21 protein-coding genes are annotated in these 22,631 nt (G+C 46.2%); 5 read left to right on the top strand and 16 right to left on the bottom strand.

Annotation, left to right across the window (positions count from 1 at the left end):
* Nucleotides 1–14: 14 nt before the first annotated feature.
* The 3 genes from AC5ZC7_RS00785 to AC5ZC7_RS00775 form a co-directional block, all read right to left on the bottom strand.
* Nucleotides 15–2,399 carry an ABC transporter permease gene (locus tag AC5ZC7_RS00785; RefSeq protein WP_496160056.1) on the bottom strand — a complete coding sequence of 795 codons (2,385 nt, stop codon included), beginning with the start codon at nucleotides 2,397–2,399 and terminating at the stop codon, nucleotides 15–17.
* 139 nt (nucleotides 2,400–2,538) lie between these two features.
* Nucleotides 2,539–3,003, bottom strand: a complete 465-nt coding sequence (locus AC5ZC7_RS00780; protein ID WP_496160057.1) for a hypothetical protein — start codon at nucleotides 3,001–3,003, stop codon at nucleotides 2,539–2,541.
* A 28-nt stretch (nucleotides 3,004–3,031) separates the two neighbouring features.
* Complete coding sequence (locus tag AC5ZC7_RS00775; protein WP_496160058.1) at nucleotides 3,032–3,400, bottom strand: VOC family protein; 369 nt, start codon at nucleotides 3,398–3,400, stop codon at nucleotides 3,032–3,034.
* Nucleotides 3,401–3,445: 45 nt separating this feature from the next.
* Between AC5ZC7_RS00775 and AC5ZC7_RS00770 the strand changes: the two genes are divergently transcribed.
* Nucleotides 3,446–3,841: an SRPBCC domain-containing protein gene (locus AC5ZC7_RS00770; protein WP_496160059.1), complete on the top strand. Its 396-nt coding sequence runs from the start codon at nucleotides 3,446–3,448 to the stop codon at nucleotides 3,839–3,841.
* 117 nt (nucleotides 3,842–3,958) lie between these two features.
* On the opposite strand, the gene AC5ZC7_RS00765 is transcribed toward AC5ZC7_RS00770, so the two are convergent.
* Together AC5ZC7_RS00765 and AC5ZC7_RS00760 are read right to left on the bottom strand one after the other, a co-directional pair.
* A complete protein-coding gene (locus AC5ZC7_RS00765; protein WP_496160060.1) occupies nucleotides 3,959–4,597 on the bottom strand; it encodes an SMI1/KNR4 family protein in 639 nt (212 codons plus the stop codon).
* Nucleotides 4,598–4,636: 39 nt separating this feature from the next.
* Nucleotides 4,637–5,464, bottom strand: coding sequence for a metallophosphoesterase (locus AC5ZC7_RS00760; RefSeq protein ID WP_496160061.1), 828 nt, complete (start codon nucleotides 5,462–5,464; stop codon nucleotides 4,637–4,639).
* A gap of 211 nt (nucleotides 5,465–5,675) precedes the next feature.
* Between AC5ZC7_RS00760 and AC5ZC7_RS00755 the strand changes: the two genes are divergently transcribed.
* Both AC5ZC7_RS00755 and AC5ZC7_RS00750 read left to right on the top strand, forming a co-directional pair.
* Nucleotides 5,676–7,190: a malate:quinone oxidoreductase gene (locus AC5ZC7_RS00755; protein WP_496160062.1), complete on the top strand. Its 1,515-nt coding sequence runs from the start codon at nucleotides 5,676–5,678 to the stop codon at nucleotides 7,188–7,190.
* Nucleotides 7,191–7,409: 219 nt separating this feature from the next.
* A complete protein-coding gene (locus AC5ZC7_RS00750) occupies nucleotides 7,410–8,774 on the top strand; it encodes an alpha-L-fucosidase (protein ID WP_496160063.1) in 1,365 nt (454 codons plus the stop codon).
* 197 nt (nucleotides 8,775–8,971) lie between these two features.
* Here AC5ZC7_RS00750 and AC5ZC7_RS00745 read toward each other — a convergent pair whose 3' ends face one another.
* Both AC5ZC7_RS00745 and AC5ZC7_RS00740 read right to left on the bottom strand, forming a co-directional pair.
* Complete coding sequence (locus AC5ZC7_RS00745) at nucleotides 8,972–9,367, bottom strand: DUF1634 domain-containing protein (protein ID WP_496160064.1); 396 nt, start codon at nucleotides 9,365–9,367, stop codon at nucleotides 8,972–8,974.
* Nucleotides 9,368–9,370: 3 nt separating this feature from the next.
* A complete protein-coding gene (locus AC5ZC7_RS00740) occupies nucleotides 9,371–10,207 on the bottom strand; it encodes a TSUP family transporter (protein WP_496160065.1) in 837 nt (278 codons plus the stop codon).
* A 144-nt stretch (nucleotides 10,208–10,351) separates the two neighbouring features.
* Here AC5ZC7_RS00740 and AC5ZC7_RS00735 point away from each other — a divergent pair, with 144 nt between their 5' ends.
* Nucleotides 10,352–11,185: a S1-like domain-containing RNA-binding protein gene (locus AC5ZC7_RS00735; protein WP_496160066.1), complete on the top strand. Its 834-nt coding sequence runs from the start codon at nucleotides 10,352–10,354 to the stop codon at nucleotides 11,183–11,185.
* 110 nt (nucleotides 11,186–11,295) lie between these two features.
* On the opposite strand, the gene AC5ZC7_RS00730 is transcribed toward AC5ZC7_RS00735, so the two are convergent.
* From AC5ZC7_RS00730 to aspT, 7 genes are all read right to left on the bottom strand, one after another.
* Complete coding sequence (locus AC5ZC7_RS00730; protein ID WP_496160067.1) at nucleotides 11,296–12,744, bottom strand: ATP-binding protein; 1,449 nt, start codon at nucleotides 12,742–12,744, stop codon at nucleotides 11,296–11,298.
* 47 nt (nucleotides 12,745–12,791) lie between these two features.
* Nucleotides 12,792–14,213 carry a DHA2 family efflux MFS transporter permease subunit gene (locus AC5ZC7_RS00725; RefSeq protein WP_496160068.1) on the bottom strand — a complete coding sequence of 474 codons (1,422 nt, stop codon included), beginning with the start codon at nucleotides 14,211–14,213 and terminating at the stop codon, nucleotides 12,792–12,794.
* Nucleotides 14,210–14,557 carry a hypothetical protein gene (locus AC5ZC7_RS00720; RefSeq protein ID WP_496160069.1) on the bottom strand — a complete coding sequence of 116 codons (348 nt, stop codon included), beginning with the start codon at nucleotides 14,555–14,557 and terminating at the stop codon, nucleotides 14,210–14,212. Before AC5ZC7_RS00720 ends, AC5ZC7_RS00725 begins: the two co-directional genes overlap by 4 nt.
* Nucleotides 14,550–15,497, bottom strand: a complete 948-nt coding sequence (locus AC5ZC7_RS00715) for a DnaJ C-terminal domain-containing protein (protein WP_496160070.1) — start codon at nucleotides 15,495–15,497, stop codon at nucleotides 14,550–14,552. Before AC5ZC7_RS00715 ends, AC5ZC7_RS00720 begins: the two co-directional genes overlap by 8 nt.
* 124 nt (nucleotides 15,498–15,621) lie before the next feature.
* Nucleotides 15,622–16,626 (bottom strand): glutaminase A, encoded by a 1,005-nt coding sequence (gene glsA / locus AC5ZC7_RS00710; protein WP_496160071.1) that lies wholly within the window; start codon nucleotides 16,624–16,626, stop codon nucleotides 15,622–15,624.
* Between the two features lie 25 nt (nucleotides 16,627–16,651).
* A complete protein-coding gene (locus AC5ZC7_RS00705; RefSeq protein WP_496160072.1) occupies nucleotides 16,652–17,872 on the bottom strand; it encodes a DcaP family trimeric outer membrane transporter in 1,221 nt (406 codons plus the stop codon).
* A 32-nt stretch (nucleotides 17,873–17,904) separates the two neighbouring features.
* A complete protein-coding gene (gene aspT / locus AC5ZC7_RS00700) occupies nucleotides 17,905–19,611 on the bottom strand; it encodes an aspartate-alanine antiporter (RefSeq protein ID WP_496160073.1) in 1,707 nt (568 codons plus the stop codon).
* 193 nt (nucleotides 19,612–19,804) lie between these two features.
* Here aspT and gad point away from each other — a divergent pair, with 193 nt between their 5' ends.
* On the top strand, nucleotides 19,805–21,193 hold the full coding sequence (gene gad, locus AC5ZC7_RS00695; RefSeq protein WP_496160074.1) for a glutamate decarboxylase: 1,389 nt from the start codon (nucleotides 19,805–19,807) through the stop codon (nucleotides 21,191–21,193).
* Here the strand turns inward: gad and AC5ZC7_RS00690 are convergent.
* Both AC5ZC7_RS00690 and AC5ZC7_RS00685 read right to left on the bottom strand, forming a co-directional pair.
* Complete coding sequence (locus tag AC5ZC7_RS00690) at nucleotides 21,190–21,528, bottom strand: DUF6686 family protein (protein ID WP_496160075.1); 339 nt, start codon at nucleotides 21,526–21,528, stop codon at nucleotides 21,190–21,192. The two genes, gad and AC5ZC7_RS00690, sit on opposite strands and share 4 nt — an antisense overlap.
* Before the next feature lie 240 nt (nucleotides 21,529–21,768).
* Nucleotides 21,769–22,629, bottom strand: a complete 861-nt coding sequence (locus tag AC5ZC7_RS00685) for a DUF4249 family protein (RefSeq protein WP_496160076.1) — start codon at nucleotides 22,627–22,629, stop codon at nucleotides 21,769–21,771.
* Between the last annotated feature and the right edge of the window lie 2 nt (nucleotides 22,630–22,631).

Below are 22,631 nucleotides of genomic sequence, written 5' to 3'. Positions count from 1 at the left end.
TCCGTTGCTGTCAATTACTCTGCCCGTAAGCTCTTAACAGGATTCGCCATCGCCGCTTTGGCCGCCTGGTAGCTCACTGTTATCAGTGCAATCAGTAATGCACCTACACCGGTAAATACAAAGATTTCCCACACGATAGTGGTGTGATAATAATATTGCATTAACCATTTATGCAGAAAATACCAGGCAACAGGAATGGCCAGGCAACAGGAAAGCGTTACCAGCACTACAAAATCTTTCGACAACATTTGCCAGAGCTGAAATACGGAAGCTCCCATTACTTTGCGGATACCTATTTCTTTCGTTCTTTGTTCTGCTAAAAAAGACGCCAGGCCAAACAAACCAAGGCAGCTGATCAAAATAGCCAACACGGCAAAAAAGGTAGATAGCTGTCCGATGCGCTCTTCTTCCCGGAATTTCTTCGCATATTCTTCATCGGCGAATTTATATTCAAAAGGAGCGGCAGGATTATATTTTTGCATCACCTGCCCAATGGTTGTCAACGCTTTGCTGGTGCTTATTTCGGGGTTAACCCGCATATTAACGAAATTGCCGCCTTCTTTCAGGAAATAATAGATAGCGGGTTGCACCGGCTCATAAGGTGATGCCATGATCATATTTCTAACAACCCCCAGCACATGATAATCCTCATGATCTTTCCTGATAGTTTCTCCTACAGGAGCTGTCAATCCCATATACTTCACCGCTGCTTCATTTAGTATCAGTCCCATGGAATCTGTGGCAAACTGCTCTGAAAAATCACGCCCTGATATAAACTGCCAGTCTACTACTTTGCCGTAGCCGTACTTGGCGCCAATCACGGCGAAGCCATCCAGTTGGTTCGGCTGGCGTCCTTTCCATTCCCAGCCGGAAGAGCTGGTCCAGATATCTGTGATGGGCCCCTGGGATTCGGTCATCTCCGTGATAGCACCACTTGCCTTTAATTCTGTCTTGATCACATTGAAGTTGGAATAAATTTCCGGTGTAGTCATTTGAATAGAAAGTAATCCATTGCGGTTATATCCCACCGGAAGATTTTTAGCGAACTGTATCTGCCGGTAAATAACAATAGTGCCGATGATTAAAATAATAGACACGGTGAACTGTACTACTATCAATGTTTTGCGGGGCACGGCAGCATAACGGCCCGCCCGGAAAGTGCCTTTTAATACTTTTAATGGTTGAAAGGAAGACAGATAAATAGCGGGATAACTACCTGCCAAAAAACCCGTAAATAAGCTGAAACCAATGCCTGCTAACCAAAATCCGGGGTTGGTCCATGGAATATGAATATGTTTGTCGGCTACCTGGTTAAACCATGGCAGCACTGCCACTACAAATAATAAAGACAACACAAAAGAAAACAGGGCTACCAAAACTGACTCGCTCAAAAACTGGCCAATGAGTTGTCCCCGCATAGATCCGATGGCTTTGCGGATGCCTACTTCTTTAGCGCGTTTCTCTGAACGCGCCGTGCTCAGGTTCATAAAATTGATGCAAGCCAGCAACAACACAAATATGCCGATGATGCCAAACAATTTGACATAACGAATCTGGCCACCCGACTGCACGCCATTTTCAAAGCCGGAATAAAGATGCCATTTGCGCATGGGATGCAGGAAAAGCTCCAGTTTAAATTGCTGGTCTTTCCGGGGATGTAGTGTCATCACATTTTTTATCTTCTCCGACACTTTCTCCATGTCCACATTATCGGCCAGTTGCACCGCAATATGCATAGCGTTGAAATCCCATTGATCTTTGGCGCCTCTCACCCAATCCCATTTGGTTACATACAGTTCCCAGGGAAGAATATATTTGATATCATTTAAGGTGGTATTCTCCGGCAAATCGTCATACACACCGGTTACTTTTACAGTGAGACCGTTGTTGTTATCCAGCTTTATCAGCTGATCCATGGGTTCCTTATCCCCGAAGAGCGATTTGGCAAAGGAGGCCGACAATAACACGCTGGCGGGGTCTTTTAGTCCTGCGCGGCTGCCTTTCAGCATTTTCAGGCTAAATAGTTCCGGGCCGCCGGGCTCCATGAAGGCACCCCTGCTCGTAAATTTTTTATCTCCGAACCCAACGGTGTGCGTACCATCGCCCATGAGTACCACCTGCTTAAAATCATTGGGATAGTTATTCCTCAATTCTGCCGCCAGGGGCATCGGTATAGCGTCAAAGGCGCCTGATTCCGTAGGGGCAATAGCCCGCTGCCATACCATGGCGATACGGTCATAGTGATCATGGTATCTGTCAAAAGATATTTCATTCCATATCCACAGGCCTATCAGCATGGTGACCGCCATGCCGGCAGACAAACCAAAGATGTTGATAAAGGAAATTTGCTTATGCTTTAACAAATTTCTGATCGCAATTTTCAGGTAGTTCTTTACCATAACAATCGGTTTTAGAATCGGGCATGTTAAAGACACAAGAAAATTGCCATAGTTGCAAGCATTGCCTGTAAAGGATTTACAGCCTCTCCGGTGAACTATTTTGTTCATTAACGAACAAAACATGACCGGAAATGAACAGTTATAACGCCAGTGCGGAGAATTCTTCGTTGATCATATCAAAAGTATGTTCGCCAATACTATCACGATTTAGCCGGATAATCTTTTTTTTACCCTGGTAAATATCCAGGTAGGGAATAAATCGCTTCCCTTCTTTTCCGGTTTTGAAGCGCAGCTCCCAGAAAGGGATTTGTGCTGTTTGGGGTTTGGTGAATAAGGTACTGCTGGTAATAATAACGGTTTCCAGTTCATAATCAAAATGAATAGATACCAGTACTTTTGTGTAGATGGTGTCTATTATGAAATATAGCGCTATCAAGCCAAAAAGCACCCAGGTAAGAACGCCATCATTAAATTTTCGTGGAACAAGAAACCCGGCTATACCTAACACGAGTATCATGAACACAAGGGTTCCTGCCAGTCTGGTAAGGCGTTCGCCGGGACTACGCAATTTTTCATTGTACAGCTTTTGAGAGACTTTCATCATATGGGATAGCTAAACTTTAAAAACAATCTTACGCTGGTTGTTGTATAATCACACAAACATCTTCTTTATCTTTTAAGGCAAACTCGAGTGCGCCCCAGGGTTGCAGGCGTATATCGGGCATGTTGGGATGCAATAGTTCGGGATGTGTTGCTTTGGCCAGTGCAAACGCAGCCTCAATATCATCCGTTTCCAGCCGTATCTGGGGCCGGTCTTTGATGGCCCATTCATGACTTTCTATGAGATGAATGACCAGGGTGTCGCGCTTAATGATGCAGAAGGGTTGTTCTCCGCTATCATCTCTGTAAGCTACTGAAAAACCGAGTGTGTCTACAAAAAGCAGCAAACCCACACTCATATCTGAATAAAATATATTTGGGATCAGTTTGGTAAATTGCATACACTCAATTTTTATAGGAAAATAATTAATTATAGTTTTGAAACCATGAAAGATTATAAAAAACATTTTATACTGGCCGCGCCGCCGGAAGAAGTGTATGCCGCACTCACCAATCCTGCCACCATCCAGTTGTGGACCGGCGAAGTAGCCGAAATGTCTACAGAGCCTGGTTCTGAGTTTTCCTTATGGGAAGCCAGTATTGTGGGTAAAAACCTGGAATTTGAGCCCGACAAGAAAATTGTGCAGCAGTGGTATTTTGGGGATGATGATGAAGAAGATATGGCCAATGCTTCTATTGTGACCATTAAGCTACACCCGTCCCCCAAAGGTACAGATGTGGAATTGAAGCATGTCAATATCCCGGACGAAGCGTTTGAAGATATTACTGCGGGCTGGGAAGAACAGTATTTTGGCGCATTGATTGATTTTTATAAAGAATAGCTGAAAGCATAAAGCGAAAAGCAAAAAGCTATTGAAGCGATTGACAGTTGCGGATTGGATTATACCCGCTGGTCAATCGCTTCAATAGCTTTTTGCTTTTCGCTTTATGCTTTCAGCTTACCCCTTTACCTGGTAGGGGAAACTACTATCCAGCCATTCGAAGTTCATTTCTTTCTCCACAATATCATGTAAGGCCACATTGGTGAGCCGGCCGAAGTCGTATACGGCTTCTACCAGTTTAGCCTGACGTGGCGTCAGGTAAGGGGTGTGGGTACGCAGAAAGTTGCTGCAATTCTCTTTCATATTGCCGTGCACAATCAGCGATGGATGCTTAGGATCCAGGTCTGTTACGGCTTCCAGCATTTGCAGGAAGATGAAGTCCTGTAGATTTTTAGCCAGGATACAGGCTTCATTAACATCGTGAAAAACCTGTACAATAGGCACGTCTTCGCCATTCTGCAGGTTAAAGTAGAAAGCGAACCAGTCGCCCGCGCCACTCATGGCAAAGGGAACAAACTGGTGAACCGGATCGGCAAACAGTAGTCCTTCGTCCATTTCCTCATCTACAGTAGTCAGCGCCATTACCTCCAGGTCGTTGGCATAGAGTAGCAAGGGAGGGGCTGTTTTAATGGCAGGATATACCTTATCCAGCCAGTCTTCCCCAAACTCTCCCCAGTCCAGCATACCGTCTTTATATAATTGTTTATAGAGCGTTGGATAGGTAAATCCGTAGTCTTTTTCAAGTTCCTCCAGCATAGTATTTCTTTTAGCATCCCGAATGTACCGGCAAAATACCTAAACTTTCGGAAATACGCGTTCATTCTGGCGTTTAAGGGGATTCATGATGAAGGAGAGGAGGCTGCCGTCTTCTTTTAATTCCACTACGCGGAAGCCATGGTAGCCTACGCCCCAGCTACCCCCGATGTGGCCGTCGAACAGGAAAGGTATTTTGCTGCCATCCAGCATTTTCACGCTGTCCTGGTCATGGTCATGTCCGTTGAAGACGGCCCTGATGTTAGGGTACTTTTTGATGAGGGCCTGGAATTCGGTGCAATCCAGCCCGTTATCGGTCCATTTTACGGGAGTAATATGTAGGAAGATAAATATATTGGCGGCCGCTTTGTATTGCTCCAGTTTACGGGCAAACCAGTCTACATCGGGGCAAAGGTATTTTCCTTTGTCATCTGCGGTGTTGCCAAGTAAAATTACCTGGTTGCCGATCACCACATCATGGTTCAGCGGCATTCCCCAGGCGGCTTCCCAGGCCGCGGCAGATACCATGTCGTGGTTACCGTGTGTGACCAGCAGTTGGGGGTGCAATTGCTTTAGTTTAGCGGCTGCAGGTAACAACAGCGCGGGATCATTGTGGATAATATCGCCGTTGAGTACAAAGAACTCGCAGGGATATTGTTGCTGGTATTGATTAAACGCCGTTTGCAGGTCTTGAAAATACTGCTCGGACGGTGTTTTCGGCTCGCCAAAATGCCAATCAGACCCAACCGCAAAGCGGAATACGGTTTTGCTGTCGAAGTGGCGGGGACTTACCGCAGATACCATTTTGCCACAAGCGGATATAATGACTGCGGCAGATACTCCTTTAAAAAATGTGCGTCTGTTCATCATATAATAAAAATAATATTTCCGGGTAGTTCATTATTTAATTGCCTGATGTTTAACCAAAATATAAAATCTGGTGGACGATTCACACATTCACAACTTTCAATCCATTCAGAAAGAATTGTAATAGTATTGTTAAAGTGTAGTAAACGACCAATTTAATCACCCTGCATAATTGTTTTGATTGTAACTTTGCACCTCGAATAAAAATGGGGTTATGTTTAGAAGCAAGCGTACGGCTGGAACAGGTCCGGATGTGGTTTTAATCGGCGCAGGAATCATGAGTGCCACCTTGGGAATGCTCCTCAAAGAGCTGGAACCAGAATTAACCATTGAAATTTTTGAACGACTGGATGTGGCGGCAGCTGAAAGTTCCGATGCATGGAACAATGCTGGTACCGGTCACTCCGCATTTTGCGAGTTGAACTACACACCGCAAAAACAGGATGGATCAGTAGATATTAAGAAAGCGGTGAACATTGCAGAGCAATTTGAAGTGTCCCGCCAATTTTGGTCTTACCTGGTAGAAAATAACATCATTTCCAATCCACACGAATTTATACAAAGCATTCCCCATATGAGTTTTGTTTGGGGAGAAGAAAATGTGGATTACCTCAAAAAAAGATACAAAGCCCTGCAGCAGTGTCATCTTTTCAAAACCATGGAATATTCGGAAGATCCGGAGAAGCTGAGCAGCTGGATGCCATTGGTGATGAAAGAACGCGATGCTTCCCAGAAAGTAGCAGCTACCCATATGGAAATGGGCACAGACGTGAACTTTGGCGCTTTGAGCCGCGCGTTGTTTAACTACCTGGAAAAAATGGACGGCGTATCCATCCACTTCAATCATGATGTACGTGACTTTAAGAAAGAAGAAGATGGTAGCTGGACAATCAAGGTGAAGAACCGTGAAACCCGCGAAAAAAAGAACATCAATACAAAATTCGTTTTTATAGGTGCTGGCGGCGGATCCCTGCCGTTGCTGGAAAAGTCAGGCATTCCGGAAGGAAAAGGCTTCGGCGGTTTCCCGGTAAGTGGTCAGTGGCTGCGTTGCAACAACCCTGAAATCATCGCACAACACCGTGCAAAAGTATATGGCAAAGCCTCTGTAGGCGCGCCTCCTATGTCGGTGCCCCACCTGGATACCCGCATGATTGACGGCCAGAAAGCCTTGCTGTTTGGTCCTTATGCCGGGTTCTCCACCAAGTTCCTGAAAAACGGTTCTTTCATGGACCTGCCACTGTCTATCAAGGCGAACAATATTCGCCCAATGGTGTCTGCCGGCCTGGATAATATTCCGTTGACCAAATACCTGATTGCACAGGTAAGGCAGAAGCCGGAAGACCGGCTGGACGCGCTGCGCGAGTATTTCCCGGAAGCGAAAATGGAAGACTGGGAACTGGAAATTGCCGGACAACGGGTACAGGTAATTAAGAAAGATCCGGAACACGGTGGTATCCTGGAATTCGGTACAGAGGTGGTAAGTGCGGCTGATGGCTCTATTGCAGCCCTGTTGGGCGCTTCTCCAGGCGCTTCTACGGCGGTATCTATTATGCTGAACCTGCTGAAACGCTGCTTCCGCGAAGAAGTAGAAACCGAAGCATGGCAGCTGAAGCTGAAAAAAATGATTCCTTCTTACGGACAATCTCTCCTGAACAACCCTGCCCTGGTAGATGAACTGCGTGTTTGGACTACCCAGGTGCTGGAACTGCGTGAAGTAGAGATGGCCTAACCACACGAATAGCTGTAGATATTTTGTTTTTGAAGCCAACCCCTTCACGAACAAAATATCTACATAAAAAAATATTAGCTTCTGGTAAAATCAGCCCATTCTGATCCGTTTTTTTTATAGATATTTAGTAGGTTATTTGGAAGATAAAAGCGCATTGCGCTTATTTTTTACCAATATTATGCAAACGATTGCATTATATACAACATCCACATTATGTTTATGAAAAAACGGTTCCTGTTCCTGGTGGCGCTGCTGATACCGGCATCCCTCCTGTTTGCACAAACTACACGCACACATGATCAACGCATGCAATGGTGGCGGGAAGCACGCTTCGGCATGTTTATCCACTGGGGCGACTATGCCCAGCTGGCCGGCAACTACAAAGGTCAACAGGTTGGCCGCGGCGGCGAATGGATCATGAACCGCGCTAAAATACCCGTACTGGAATACCAGCAATACGCCAAAGAATTCAACCCGGTTAAATATGATGCAGACGCCTGGGTAAAAACCGCCAGAGACGCCGGCATGAAATACATCGTGATTACTGCCAAACACCACGACGGATTCGCCATGTTTAAATCTAATGCCAGCAAATGGAACATCGTAGATGCCACCCCGTATGGTAAAGATGTACTCACACCACTGGCTGCCGCCTGCAAAAAATACGGCCTCAAACTGGGCTTCTACTACTCCCAGGCGCAAGACTGGAATAACCCCGGCGGCGCCGCTGCCCGCAAAGTAGCTTCCGAAGGATGGCCTAATCCTGACTCTGCCAAAATAGACGCTTATACACTGGCTAATACCGGCCACTGGGACCCACTGCAAACCAGTGCTACCATGTCTGAATATATCGATAAAGTGGCGGTACCACAGGTAAAAGAACTCCTCACCAATTACGGAGACGTAGCTGTACTCTGGTGGGATACCCCTACCAACATGACCGATGAATATGCACAAAAACTGCAGGAAGTACTCGCCCTGCAACCCAATATCATCACCAACGACCGGCTGAAACGCCCCAATTTCCCGGGCGATTATAAAACGCCCGAACAAAAAATTCCCACCCAGTCAGAACTGGATGGACGCGATTGGGAAACCTGCATGACGATGAACGGCACCTGGGGATATAAAAGCTATGATCATAAATGGAAAACCACGGAAACGCTTATACGTAACCTCGTAGATATCGCCTCCAAAAATGGTAACTACCTCCTCAATGTAGGCCCTGATGCCCTGGGTCAATTCCCGGAAGGTAGTCTCACCGCATTAAAAGGCATAGGTCAGTGGATGAAAGTAAACGGGGAATCGATTTATGGCACGCAGGGCAGCCCGCTGCCAACACAGGATTGGGGCCGCTGCACCCAAAAGAAAAGTGGGAACAACACCACCTTGTACCTGCACGTATTCAACTGGCCGGCTGATGGTCTGCTCCACGTGCCTGGCGTGAAAGGGAAAGTGAATAACGCCAAATTACTGGCCAATGGCAAAAAACTCACCACTACTATCAACGGCGAAGAACTGGTCATCCAGCTACCGGCAACGGCTCCGGATGCCACCGATGCGGTGATTGCGGTAAGCCTGTAGCGATGAATATCGCCTTCGGCGATTGTCTTTTCCAGGATTATACTGATTATACTGATTTTCCGGAGTAGATTTAAATAGATGGGGAGATATAAGCATTCGCTTTTTATCTCCCCATTATCTTTTTTAAATCCAAAAATCAGTATAATCAGTATAATCCTGGAAAAGACAATCGCCGAAGGCGATAGGCTATACGGGCTTTACCCCGCCAGCCCACCAGTCATACTGAATACAATAACCCCCAGTACCACCAGTGTAAGCACCACATACAGGTAGTCTTTCTCCAGTAAAAAAGCTATAACAGAAAAGGCTATACGAATAATTGGCGTAGCAATGAGCAATACTACTCCCAACTGGATAATATTCATGCCCTTGTTTTCCAGCACGCCCTGCCAGATTCCCGGCAGGTTGGTTAATCCTTCACGGACACCGGTAAAATCGCCATAGGAAGGCAGTTCATGACCATGGCGCATCAAATAAATCACCCCACCAATCAATACAATAATGCTGGAAGTGATTACGCCTACCCGCAGCTGTTTTCCTATCAGTTGCTGAATATCCTTGTCCCGGAGATAATTAGAGAAAAACTTTTTCATAGGTTATAATTTTCCGGTGATACCATTATAGATCATTTGCAATGCCAGTGCGCCAATTACTACGCTGAAGACTATACGCAGCCATTTTACATTGGCACGGGTGAGCAATTTGGAACCGGCAAAAGCCCCCGCCAGCACCCCCAATACCACGGGCATACATAATCCGGGCGCAATATAGCCGCGCTGCAGGTATACCACGGCACTGGCAGCTGCCGTTACCCCAATCATAAAATTGCTGGTGGTTGTAGATACTTTGAAAGGAATACGCATGATGTTATCCATCGCCAGCACTTTCAATGCCCCGGAACCAATGCCCAATAACCCGGACATGACCCCTGCAAATGTCATCATGAAATAACCACCAGGTACGCGATGTACCTCGTAATTCACCACGCCATCGGCAGTAGGATAGCTGCTATTGAGCCGCAACTGCGTCGCCAGCTTACTTTTTTGATCCCCGGCAGGGGCTTCCATCTTCTTACGGAAAGACATCAGCGAAGAAAAAATAAGCACCAGCCCGAAAATAATGGCCACCACATTGGTGGGCATATACACAGCAATCAAGGCCCCTACCACGGCGCCCGTAGTAGTAGCGATTTCCAGGAACATTCCCAGCCGGATGTTCGTAATGCCTTCCTTTACATATGCCGAAGCAGATCCGGAAGAGGTGGCAATAGACGCCACTAAGGCTGTACCAATGGCATAGCGGATGTCTACATGAAATACCAGGGTAAGCAAAGGGATGATCACTACGCCGCCGCCCAGCCCGGTCAGCGACCCCAATAGCCCGGCCGTAAAGGCCCCGCACAGGAGGATCAGGGTAAATGATAAAATCGTCATAAGATGGTTTGGTTGGTTTAGATCAGTCCTCCAGGCATTACAGGTAACCAGTGAATCGCTGATGTTTACAAAAGTAAGCAGAATATGATTCTCGCAATCCGGCAATCTATAAGTAACTTGCACCCAGACTATTAATCGAATTTTATGATAAAGGTGGGTGAATACAACCTGTTAAGGGTAAAAAAAGAAGCTGATTTTGGTGTATACCTCGAAGGCATAGATCAGGAAATCCTGCTCCCAACAAGGTTTGTACCCAATGGTACACAAATAGGCGACGAACTGGAAGTATTTCTCTATCATGATTCCGAAAACCGCCTGATCGCCACCACCCAGCGCCCTTTCGGTATCGTAGGCGATGTGGTGCTGCTGAAAGCCGTTAGCGTAACCAAACAAGGCGCTTTCCTGGACTGGGGACTCATGAAAGACTTATTTGTAGCCACCTCCCAACAATTAACCCGCATGGCACCCGGCCAGGAATACCTGGTGAAAATATACATCGATGAGCAAACCGGTCGCCTCGCCGCCACCGAAAAACTGGACAGGTTCCTCAGCAATGAAAACCTGACCGTACAGGAAAAAGACCCCGTTGACCTGGTCATCTACCGCCGTACCGACATCGGATACGTAGCCATCATCAATAACCAACACACCGGTATCCTGCACCACAACGAAATTTTCCGCTCACTCGAAATTGGTGATAAAGTGAAAGGTTTCGTGCGCCAGATCAAAGAAGACAAAATAGACCTCATCATCGGCAAACCCGGCTTCGGCAGGGTAGAAGATGAAGCAGAGAAAATCCTGCGCCTGCTGGAAGAAAATAATGGCTACCTGCCTTATCATGACAAGTCTACACCTGAAGAAATCCAGGAGTTCTTTGGTATGAGCAAGAAGACATTTAAAATGACAATTGGAAATTTATATAAACAACGGAAGATCGTGTTTACCCAAACAGGGATTAAAGCGGAAGAAAGCAATTAGCTTTTAGCTTTTAGCTTTTAGCTTTTAGCAAAATGCAGCGGAGATGAACAAGTGTATTATGTTTCATCTCCGCTGCATTTTGCTAAAAGCTAAAAGCTAAAAGCTAAAAGCTAACAGCTAACAGCTATCGGGAAACTGATCACAAAACTGGTGCCCTCCCCCAGCTTACTTTCCACGGCAATATTACCCTGGTGCTGCAAAATAATATTCTGCGTAGCCGTAAGCCCCAATCCTGTTCCTTTGGTTTTATTCGTAAAAAAGGGCTCAAATAATTTAGCCAGGTTCTGCTCTGAAATGCCACTACCGTTGTCGGTTATACGAACAAATGCTCGTTCCGCTTCCTCCCACGAGTGAATACTTAACTTGCCTTCACCGGCTTTCATCGCCTCAATACCATTGATAATAATATTCAGCAACGCAATGAGTATTTTATCTTCATCTGCCAAAATCATACAACCCGGCTTAGATAATTGCTGTACAACCGCAATATTATTCAGCTGCAAACGATCCGCCGCCAGGTGTAATGCCTTTTCCAGCAGTACATTCAGGCCCATCGATAGCATATTCAATTCCGTCATGCGGGTAGATTGCAGCAGTTCTGTCACCAGGTGATTAATGCGGTGACAATTGCGTTCCATGATATCCAGGTACAATTGGGCATCTTCTGTTTCTGCTGCCGGTTCCATTTTAAGCTGGGATACGGCCAGCAAAATATTGGTGAGTGGATTCCGTACTTCGTGGGCAATTAAGCGGGCAATACGGCCGGTAATAGCGAATTTTTCCTGCTGCTGTTTTTCCCGCTCTTTCCGTTTGCGGGCAGTGATATCCTGGATGATACATAAATACAGCTGCTTCTTTTCATCCAGCAGGGACGCATTGATCATCACATCCAGCTGCTGCCCTGATTTGCTGCGAAACACATACTCCTTCTGTACCACGCCCTCTTCCGTGCAAAGCTGATCCAGGAAGTCTTTGATCACCTGCTCTTCCGCAAACAATCCCTGCAGATGGCTATTGTATAACTCATCTTCCGGGTACTTCAACACATTCAGCGCAGCTGGATTAGCGGCTACAATTTTATGTTCACAGTCTGCCAGTATGATCAGGTCATTGGATTTTTCGAAGATGCTGAAATACCGTTTTTCACTTTTTTCTATGGCCTGCAGATGACTGAATTTGTCGAGGGTATAACGGATGGCTCTTTCCAGCAGCGCAGCCGTAATCTCACTTTTCACGAGATAATCAGCAGCACCGGCCTGCATGGCCTCTTTATCTATGAGGTAATCGCCCTTCCCGGTAAACAGGATAACGGGGGCTTTATATCCCAGATTGCGGAAATGATGCAACACATCAATCCCCGTATGTGCTCCCAGTCGATAATCTACCAGGTAGAGATCATGGGTACGTGCTTCAATCGCCTGTAATCCTTGTTTATAGGAAGAAACCCACTGTAGTATATATTGATCGGGGGAAATGTCCTGTAATAGAGAGTTCACGAGGAAAAAGTCATCTTCATCATCATCAATCATCAAAATGTGCTTCTTGCCGGTTGTTGCCATATATGCCGAAATGTTCACGGTTATTACCCAATAATCATGCAGTAAAATCAGGTATCAATATGGGTGTCTACATCTTTGAGGGCTACATTCCGCCGTGGCAGGAACCAGGCAGGAATCAGGGTTACCAGCAGTATGATCAGGGAGATGTGAAATCCTTCCCGCAGCGCCAGGTGATGTGCCGGCATATTACCCATACCGTCCATTACGTGCCGGTTATAAGCCGACTGTGTGATGATAGCCAACACGGCAATGCCAATAGCGCCTCCTACCTGTTGCATCAAGGTACTGATAGAAGAGGCCATCGTAACTTCACTGGGCCTCACCGCACTCAACGTAGCGGCATTCAATGGCGCCAATAACAACCCCATACCTATCCCCCGCACTACCATGGCAACAATCACCGCATTGATACTGCTGCCGCGGTCCAACAGGGAAAACAGGTACATAGACACCGCCAGCAATATAATAGCCACAATAGAAATTTCCCTGGAACCGTGTTTATCAGACCACTTCCCTGCGAAAGGCATCAGCGCTGCCATAAAAACAGAATTCGGTAATATCAGTAACCCGGATATGCCTTCCGAAAAACCCATCTGCTCCTGCAGCAGGAAAGGCATCAGGAACAGGCCGCCAAACAAAGCTGCTGCCCGGGAAATAGTAACGAGAATACAACTCACAAAAGAATAATTGGTAAACAGGGTGAGATCCATAATGGGGGCCGTCTTGTGCCTGTCTATCCATATAAATAAAGCCAATGCCACAAAAGCCACTGCCAGTGTAGCTAATATTTCGGGAGAAGTAATGCCTACTACTTCCGCACGTGCAATACCATACTGCAAACATACCAGGAAGATAGTCAGCACCACAAAACCGGTGAGATCAAAAGGCAGCTTCAGCTTGGGCTGTTTACGCAACACTCCCAGGTACTGATAAGCCAACGCCACAGTGAGTACGCCAATAGGCAGGTTAATATAGAAAATAGAAGGCCAGCCAAATTTCTCCGTGAGAATACCTCCCAGTGTTGGTCCCAGTGCAGGCCCCACCAGGTTACCCAATCCCCACCAACCCAATACTGTTCCCCGAACCCTGGCCGGAAATACATAAGAAATGATAGCCATCGAAGTAGGCGCCATGGCCCCGCCACCAAGGGCTTGCACCACACGCCCTACCAACAGGGAATCCAGGCTGGTAGACAAGGCACACATCAGTGAACCTAATGTAAAAAGAGAAATAGCACCGATATAGAGATTGAAAAATCCGATCCTGTTCTTCAGCCAGTTGGTCAGGGGCATCAGCACAGAAAAGCTAAGCATGTATACAGTAATGACCCATTCTATTTCCGACAGCGTGCAGTTAAACTGCCTGCTCATAACGGGAAGGGATATATTAACAATACTGGAATCTATACCGGCCATGGTAGTGCCCATAATGACCACTATCAGGATACCGGTCCGGTTGATATCTCTCATACCCGGTCTTTCATCATAAAAATCAACTGTGCTTTAGCCACAAAAGGATTCAGCGGATTACAGTTAATCATGAACAGGTAAGTTGCCAGTTCCGACAACTGCCAGTCGGTAGTTAATTCGCCATCCTTAAAACAATATACTTTCTTGAAATTAAAGTCCACCGGAATATTCAGCGCTGCACAGGCGTGCATCGCTCTATCCAGCGGTTCCTGCTCCATACCGGACTGACCGTAGCCAAGTTCCTGCATGATTTCACTGGCGGTATATAACAGCTTGGGATTATTCAGCTGGGAAATACGCTCAGTAGATATCACTTCTTCCAGGTAATCAAAAAGTTTAAGCATGGCCATTCTCATTTAGTTGTGAAAGTTGCTGAAACAGTTCTTTTTCCTTTTCGGAAAGATTTGTTGGTATATGTACAATTGCTTTGATGTATAAATCTCCCGCACTGCCACTGTTATCATAGGCGGGCATTCCTTTTCCTTTTAAACGAAATACTTTGCCACTGTCTGTGCCGGCCGGAATATTCATATTCAAACTGGTGCCCGGGGTATTCACGGTCTGTTTACCTCCCAGGATAGCCGTATACAAAGGAAGGGCCAGATCGGTGTAAATATCCTGTCCTTTTAATTCAAACTGCGGGTGTGCGGCCAGGTGGATGGTGATGAGCAAATCCCCGGCAGTACCGCCCTGCCGGCCAGGGCTACCTTTTCCCTTCAACCGGATTACCTGTCCTTCATATAAACCGGGCTTCAGCTTAATATTCAGCCGGCTGCCATTGACTTCTACCTGCCGGGTAGCGCCGGTATATGCATCATCCAGCGACACTTCCATGGTAGCCTGTACGTCCCGGCCACGACCAGGCCCCTGCTGCTGCCGGCGACCACCACCCGAAAAGCGGCTGCCAAAAAGCTGTTCAAAGAAATCGGAGAAACCTTCGCCACCACCGCCGCCGAACATATCATCCATATTGCCACTGCTATAGGAACGACTGCGGCCCTGCCCGCCTCCATACTGCGACCAGTCATAATCTTCCGGCCTGCCGCCATGTTGTTCGTAGTACTTGTAGTTTTCCCCAAACTGATCGTATTTCTTCCGCTTCTCCGCATCACTCAGTACCTCATATGCTTCATTGATTTCTTTAAATTTATCTTCCGCGGCCTTATTATCCGGATTTTTGTCCGGATGATATTTGACGGCCAGTTTGCGATAGGCTTTCTTGATCTGTTCTGCTGTTGCCCCTTTCTCTACTCCCAGCACCTTGTAATAATCCTTTACGTCCATAGCTCTAAAACATGTTAAGATGATAACTTGTTTTATGAATTTACGAATTAACCACGAAAAAAAATTGGTGAATAGCTGCCGGAAGCGCCGGTACTATTCACCAATCTGCTATACAAGGGGGGACTTATTTTCCCAGGTATACGTTTGCCGACAGCCTGTCCGAAATATATTTAATGGCCGCCTGCGCCCGGACGCTGTTTCCGGCTTTATCCAACGGCGGCGAAAAAACCGCAACCCCGAACCGGCCGGGGAATACCGAAATGATGCCGCCCCCTACACCGCTTTTGCTGGGTAGGCCCACCCGGAACATCCAGTCGCCGGTAGTTTCATACAACCCCGTGGTACCCATAATCGCCAATACTTTGGGAACATATTTTTCCCGGAGTAACCGCTCTTTGGTAATAGGATTCACACCTGCATTGGCCAGTGTACCCGCCATAATGCCAATATCCCGGGTATTTACCCCATAAGAGCATTGCTTTGTATAGAAATCACAGGCGTAAATGGGGTCATCATACATATACCCATACGATTTCAGCAACATTGCAATGGCTTTGTTATGCTCGTTGGTAGCAGCTTCTGACTGATACAATTCATCCAGCACCGTTAGGTTACGACCCGCAAACCGTGCAAAATATTCGTTCACTTTATTCCAGGCATCTGCATGTCCAAAATGGCTGGTCAACAAGCTGGTGGTAGCCATCGCCCCCGCATTCACCAATGGATTGGAAGGCTTCTGCCCATTCAGTTCAATGGCTGGCACAGAGTTAAACGGTAACCCGGTTTGATCGGCACCCACTTTTTCCAGGATCACACTATCCCCAAAAATTTCCATCGCCATGCAAAGGGTAAATACCTTTTCTATAGATTCAATACCAAATTCAAACTTCGTTTCTCCCACCTGGTACACTTTCCCATCGGCTGTTACCAGCACAATCCCGTACATATCTGAGTTTACTTTATCCAGGTAGGGAATGTAATCCGCATTATGCCCGCTTTTCTCGTCTTTATATAAGTTAAACGCTTCGTTGATAATAGCATTATAATCAACCGGCTTTGCACGTTGCTGGGCGCCTGTTTCACTTATCCCTACTGCCAGCAACAGGAATAATGCAATAATCGTTTTCATGGTGTATCATTTTTTTGGCAGATGACTAGAATTTGAAAAATGCACTGAATTGTGCCCTTACGTCTTCTCCCGAAGTATTGTCGCGGTTTTCGCGTTTGCCATATAGCACCTCACCGGCAATTTTGAAGAACCCGGTGAAATAATAAGTCATATTGTAAGATGCATAATGCGTGGCCTTTATATAATTCACAGGCAACGCCAGGTCGGGCGTATTTAACCGCAGATAACCATATCCGATAGTAGAACCAAGACTTTTTGTCCAGAAATGATCAAAGTATAACCAGGTAGCCAACATATTAATATTTGTAAGCTGTTTATCATTTATGTTGGCGAAAGCATCATATCCTTGACCACTGATATCCTCACTATATTTCGTATAGCCACTACCGTAAGCAAACTGAAATTTCACATCGTCGTTTTTACCGATGTTAATATTCCCTGAAAAGTTAAATGCGCCGCCAATATCGGTTTTATTTTTCTTCTCTCCGTTTTGATAATCCATGGGATGAAATAAACCGGATAGTCTTATATGGCTGGCATTCTTTTCACCAAAGTTCTTTTGAAAAGCCATGGTTACATCGGGGAAATTCGTTCTGCTTTTCCAACTGGCAGGTATAGATAAGTCGCCGCCCGGTTGCTCTGCCGCAACAGAAAATTTCATAGTAGTACCAATCTGTTGTGTGAAGCGCAACTGTAATTGCCGTGTCCAAACGTAAGAGTTGGGCCCCCAATAGTCCATGATATTAGGCCAGTTGTCGTCGTCCATAAAGTTGCTCCAGTATTGTCCAAAAGTCCATTTACCATGCTGAATATAAGCATGCCTCAGCCTGGGTGCGCCATTCAGGCTTCCCCACAAATCAAATTCGAGCACGGCTTTTAACGCACGGCCTTTGTAATCTGGTGCCCCGTATGCGGTAAAAGCGAAACGCGACTGGCGCACAGAAAATGCCGTGTTACCGGCTGTAATGCCCGGTACGGCAATGGTAGAAGGCTGCATCGCATGGATGTTGCCTATTTCCATAAAGTCGTGAATAAAATCAGCCTGTACATAGCCACTGAACTGCAACCGGATGCCCTTTACATCTGTAAATAAAAAGCCCTGGTACTTGCCACCTTCTATCATATTACGGGTTAATCCTTTACCATTTTCGGTGGTATCGGTCTGAGCCCGGGCATGTATAGCCGTCAATGAAATAACTATAACGTAAACGAGTATACGTAAATAACGGGTAGCTATTGTTATCAATGTATTGCCGATTTATGATGAAATATTTCTCATTACGTCATCAATATCACAATGACTACCCCCCAGATAATCAACAGGGTGTTGCCAACTGCATACGTGATAGTATAACCCAGTGAGGGGAGATTACTTTGCACCTCTTCCTGTATGGCAGACAGTGCCGCCGTAGTAGTTCTGGCGCCGGCAGTACAGCCCAGCACCAGTGCAGGATGGAATTTAAAAATATACTTCGCCATTAACACGCCCACCAACAGTGGAATAGCAGTAGCCGCAATACCCACTAAAAATAATCCCAAGCCCACTTCTTTGAAACCCGCCACAAAACTGGGTCCGGCGGTAATACCTACTACTGCAATAAAAGTGTTCAGCCCCACATTATTCATCACCCACAATGCAGGCTCCGGAATTCGCCCGAAGGCGGGATGCCGGGAACGCAACCAGCCAAATACCAGTCCCATGATCAGCGCACCACCACTGGTGCTTAAGCTGAGCGGAACGCCACCTACGCGAATACTCATCGCACCTACCAGGCCGCCCAGTACAATGCCCAATCCCACAAAAATCATATCTGTTTTGTCCGTAGGAATATCTGCATAACCAATATGCGATACTGCTTTATCCATATCTCTTTTATATCCTACCAATTGTATATTATCACCTCTTTCCAGCACGGCCTCCGGGTATACCGGCATGCTGATACCCGCTCGGCGTATGCTTTGTACGGGAATACCATGCATGTAATCCATGGTGCGGAGCTCTTTAATGGTTTTGCCAATCACTTCTTTATTAATCACAAATACCATTACATTTTCCACCGGAAAATTCAGCAGGTCTACATCTATAATTTCTTTACCTATTCCCTGTTCTTCGCCCAGGATGAATTCCCGGCGGCCACTCAACACAATCTCATCTCCCACCTGTATAATGTATTCGGGGGTTGGCTCCATTATTTTTTTGTCTTTCCCCTGACGGATCCGCTCCACAAACAAACGATGATCACGTGCTATTAATTCCGCTTCCAACTGCTGCACTGATTTCTTCGCGGCAATAGAGGTATTGTCAATCTCGTAGGCGCGGAAGGTCACCGCAATAAAAGCCGAGCGCATACCGGGATCCTGTGTGGGATCACCCGCGCCCATGGTTTTCTCCAGCTCTTTACAGGCAGCTCTTACTTTATCAATGCCGCCCATCATCATAGGCGCAATGCTTGATAACAACCATGCAGAACCAGCCGTGCCGAAAATATAAGTTACGGCATAACATACCGGCATCGCATTTATCATCAACTGCTTTTGATCCGGTGTCAGGTTTACCTGGTTAATCGTATCTGCTGCCACCCCCATCACGGCTGATATCGTTTGAGAACCGGCAATCAATCCGGCGGCCTGTCCTACATTGTAGCCTGCCATCAGCGACAATAGCCAGGGCGCCACCAGGCAAAACACACACATCAGTGCCGCAAATAATACCTGTGGTAATCCATCTTTTTTAAGGCCACGAAAAAACTGCGGACCCACACTATAGCCCACCGCAAATAAAAACATCAGGAAGAAAACTGATTTTACGTTGGCAGATACTTGTATATCCATCTGCCCAACTAATACACCCATCAACAAAACACCAGTTACGGATCCTAACGAAAATTTACCGATCCTTAAACTGCCTATAAAATAGCCGGATGCCAATGTGAGAAACACAGCCAATTCAGGGTATTCCTGGAATGTATGATGTAACCAATTCATGTATGCCTGGATTATAGGGGAAAGAAAAATGGTGTTAATTTCGATTGTTATAGGTAACACCCCTCATTCCCGATTTGTTCAATTCCCCGGAATTTACCAGCACAACAATGATTTTTCGTGCTTCGTTGAACAAGTAGTTCGCCCGGTTGTTAGACAACCAAACTGTATTCTCTAACAATTAAGCCCTATTGTTATGCCTTTATTCTTCAAGAAAAAAGAGAATGAAAACTCCCGCTTAGGGTTGTATGCCTCTGCAGACAGCAAGGAGAGCATTCCCAAATACAAAATGCCCGGCGAAGCACAGGACATGCGTACCGTTTACCACCTGGTACATGATGAGTTAATGCTGGATGGAAATTCCAGGATGAACCTGGCCACCTTCTGCCAAACCTGGCTGGATGAATACGTACATAAACTGATGGATGAATGTTTGGATAAAAATATGATTGATAAAGATGAATATCCGCAAACAGCTGAAATAGAAAACAGGTGTGTACATATCCTGGCAGATTTATTCAATGCGCCAGAAAGTGCCACCACCATGGGCTGTAGCACCACTGGCTCCAGCGAAGCAGCTATGTTGGGCGGACTCGCTTTAAAATGGCAATGGCGTAAAAGAAGAGAAAAAGAAGGAAAGTCTACTGACAAACCCAATCTTATATGCGGCGCCGTACAGGTATGCTGGCATAAATTTGCACGGTACTTCGATGTAGAACTGCGTGAAGTGGGCATGGAACATGGTCGCTATAATTTAACCCCTGAAAAAGTACTGGAACTGGTAGATGAAAATACCATTGGAGTAGTACCTACTTTCGGTGTTACTTTCACCCTGATGTATGAGCCGGTAGCAGCAATTGCCCAGGCACTGGATAAACTGCAACAGGAAAAAGGATGGGATATTCCAATCCATGTGGATGCCGCCAGTGGCGCATTCATCGCCCCTTTTGTGAGCCCTGACCTGGTGTGGGATTTCCGGATTCCCCGTGTAAAATCTATCAATGCTTCTGGGCATAAATATGGTCTTAGTCCATTAGGGGTGGGTTGGGTAATATGGCGGGAGAAGGAAGACCTCCCGGAAGAACTCATTTTCCGCGTAGACTATCTCGGTGGCGACATGCCTACATTTGCCCTCAATTTCTCACGGCCGGGCGGACAAATAGTAGCGCAATATTATAACCTTTTACGTCACGGCAAGGAAGGATATAAGAAGCTACAACAAGCCTGCCTGGATCATGCCAGTTACATTGCTGAAGCCATGGATAAGCTGGGGCATTTCGATATTCTATACAACGGCAAAGGTGGGCTTCCCGGCGCCTGCTGGACTTTAAAGCCCGGCGATCATGGTTTTACACTCTATGATATCTCCGACAAAATCCGCTCCCGTGGCTGGCAAATAGCCTCCTATCCATTGACCGGTGATGCCAGAGATATTGTTGTACAACGGGTACTAATACGCCATGGATTTAGCCGGGATATGGCAGATATGCTCATCCAGGACTACACCCGCTGCGTAAAATATTTCGAAGAAAATCCGGTGAGAAAACCGCTTACACAAAAAGAAGGAGGCGGCTTCCATCACTAATCGGCATTCAAAAATCCGGAAGATGTTTCCAGGATATCATATGTATCCAGTAAGGCCTGTACTTCTGCGGTCATATTGGCCAGGGCATGTATTTCTGCGGGTGTTACCAGCATCATCACATGATCTGCCGGCAAAGGCAAACAAATTAACTTTTCGTTTTCTGTTGCATGATAGTGGTCATCCGCCAGGCGGGTGGCCATTTTTTTGAAACACTCAAACTCGGTTATATCAAGGTTAACAACCGTGGTACCAAAAGCAAGCTGAATTCCTTTACAATGGGGACAGCGGATAACATATCCTGCCGCACCGTGATACAATGTCTGGTAATTACACATGGGCCTATCGGTTTGTGCCTACAGCGGCCACGGAATGGCCGCCGTCAGGACTTAATTCATCACTCTTTATTGTTTATCTGACTTTTGCGGTACAAACAACAGATGTATTTATGCATAGCTAAATACGCCGGGGTATGATGCAAAAGTAAAACAGGAAAAACAGGCAGAATGCTCGAATCAGGAAAACGAGTTGCGCAAAAGGGAAAACTATCTGATATGAAAAAGCAGTCACTACCGCGACTATTCTACTTTAAACGTGAGCTTTTTGGTGTTGATACCGCCAACAATACCATAACCATTATTAACATTCGTAAATACACGAACAGGGTTGCGCAATGCTATATTACCATTTTCCTTCTGGGCAGTCATGGTACTAAAATACTCATAGGTAGCACGGGTGAGCGCACTCACCTCTACTGTTACCTGGCTGGATCCGGGAATAGGATCCACGGTCTGCAATACAAAGTTTAACTCCTTGCCATTAAAGCGTTCATCACTCATCGCCAGGCTGTTATAATTACTTTTGGTGAAGAAGTCTACCAGGTTATTATTAAACGCAGGATCCAAGCCAAAAAGCAGGTAAGTTCCCAGCCCTCCATTTGCATCAGTTATATAAATACGAATCCGGTAATAATTGCCGGGAGCAGGATCATCTTTTAAGGTAAACTGGACCCTGTTGCTATTGCGCTGGGCGCCGGCATTTTTGGCCTGCGGTGCGGCAGGAAGTGTATCCGTTGCCGTTACCCCGGTCAATCCCGGTGCCTGTACCTGTACCGTATATTGCTGACCTCTCACTGCCTTTTCCGTTGACACAAAATAAGAGAGTCCTTTTATGACCTGTACTTGCGGTGCAGGCAGCGCTACACCATTTGCAGTGATAGTAACGGTACTGCCGGTAATATCTTTATAACCACTATCATCCAGGGTATTGGAAGGAATACTACGGGTTACCCGCACATAGATCACACTATCCGGTTGTATAAGCGTATTCACTACTATCTTGTCGCCTTCATAAGGCATTTGAATTTCCACACGTTTTGTACACGCATTCAAAAGCATGACTAACAGTACCGTACCTACGAAAAAATATTTTCTGCACATCT

This window comes from Chitinophaga sp. 9-1-y, from assembly GCF_059511905.2.
This window is presented reverse-complemented; position numbering and strand designations above follow the sequence as displayed.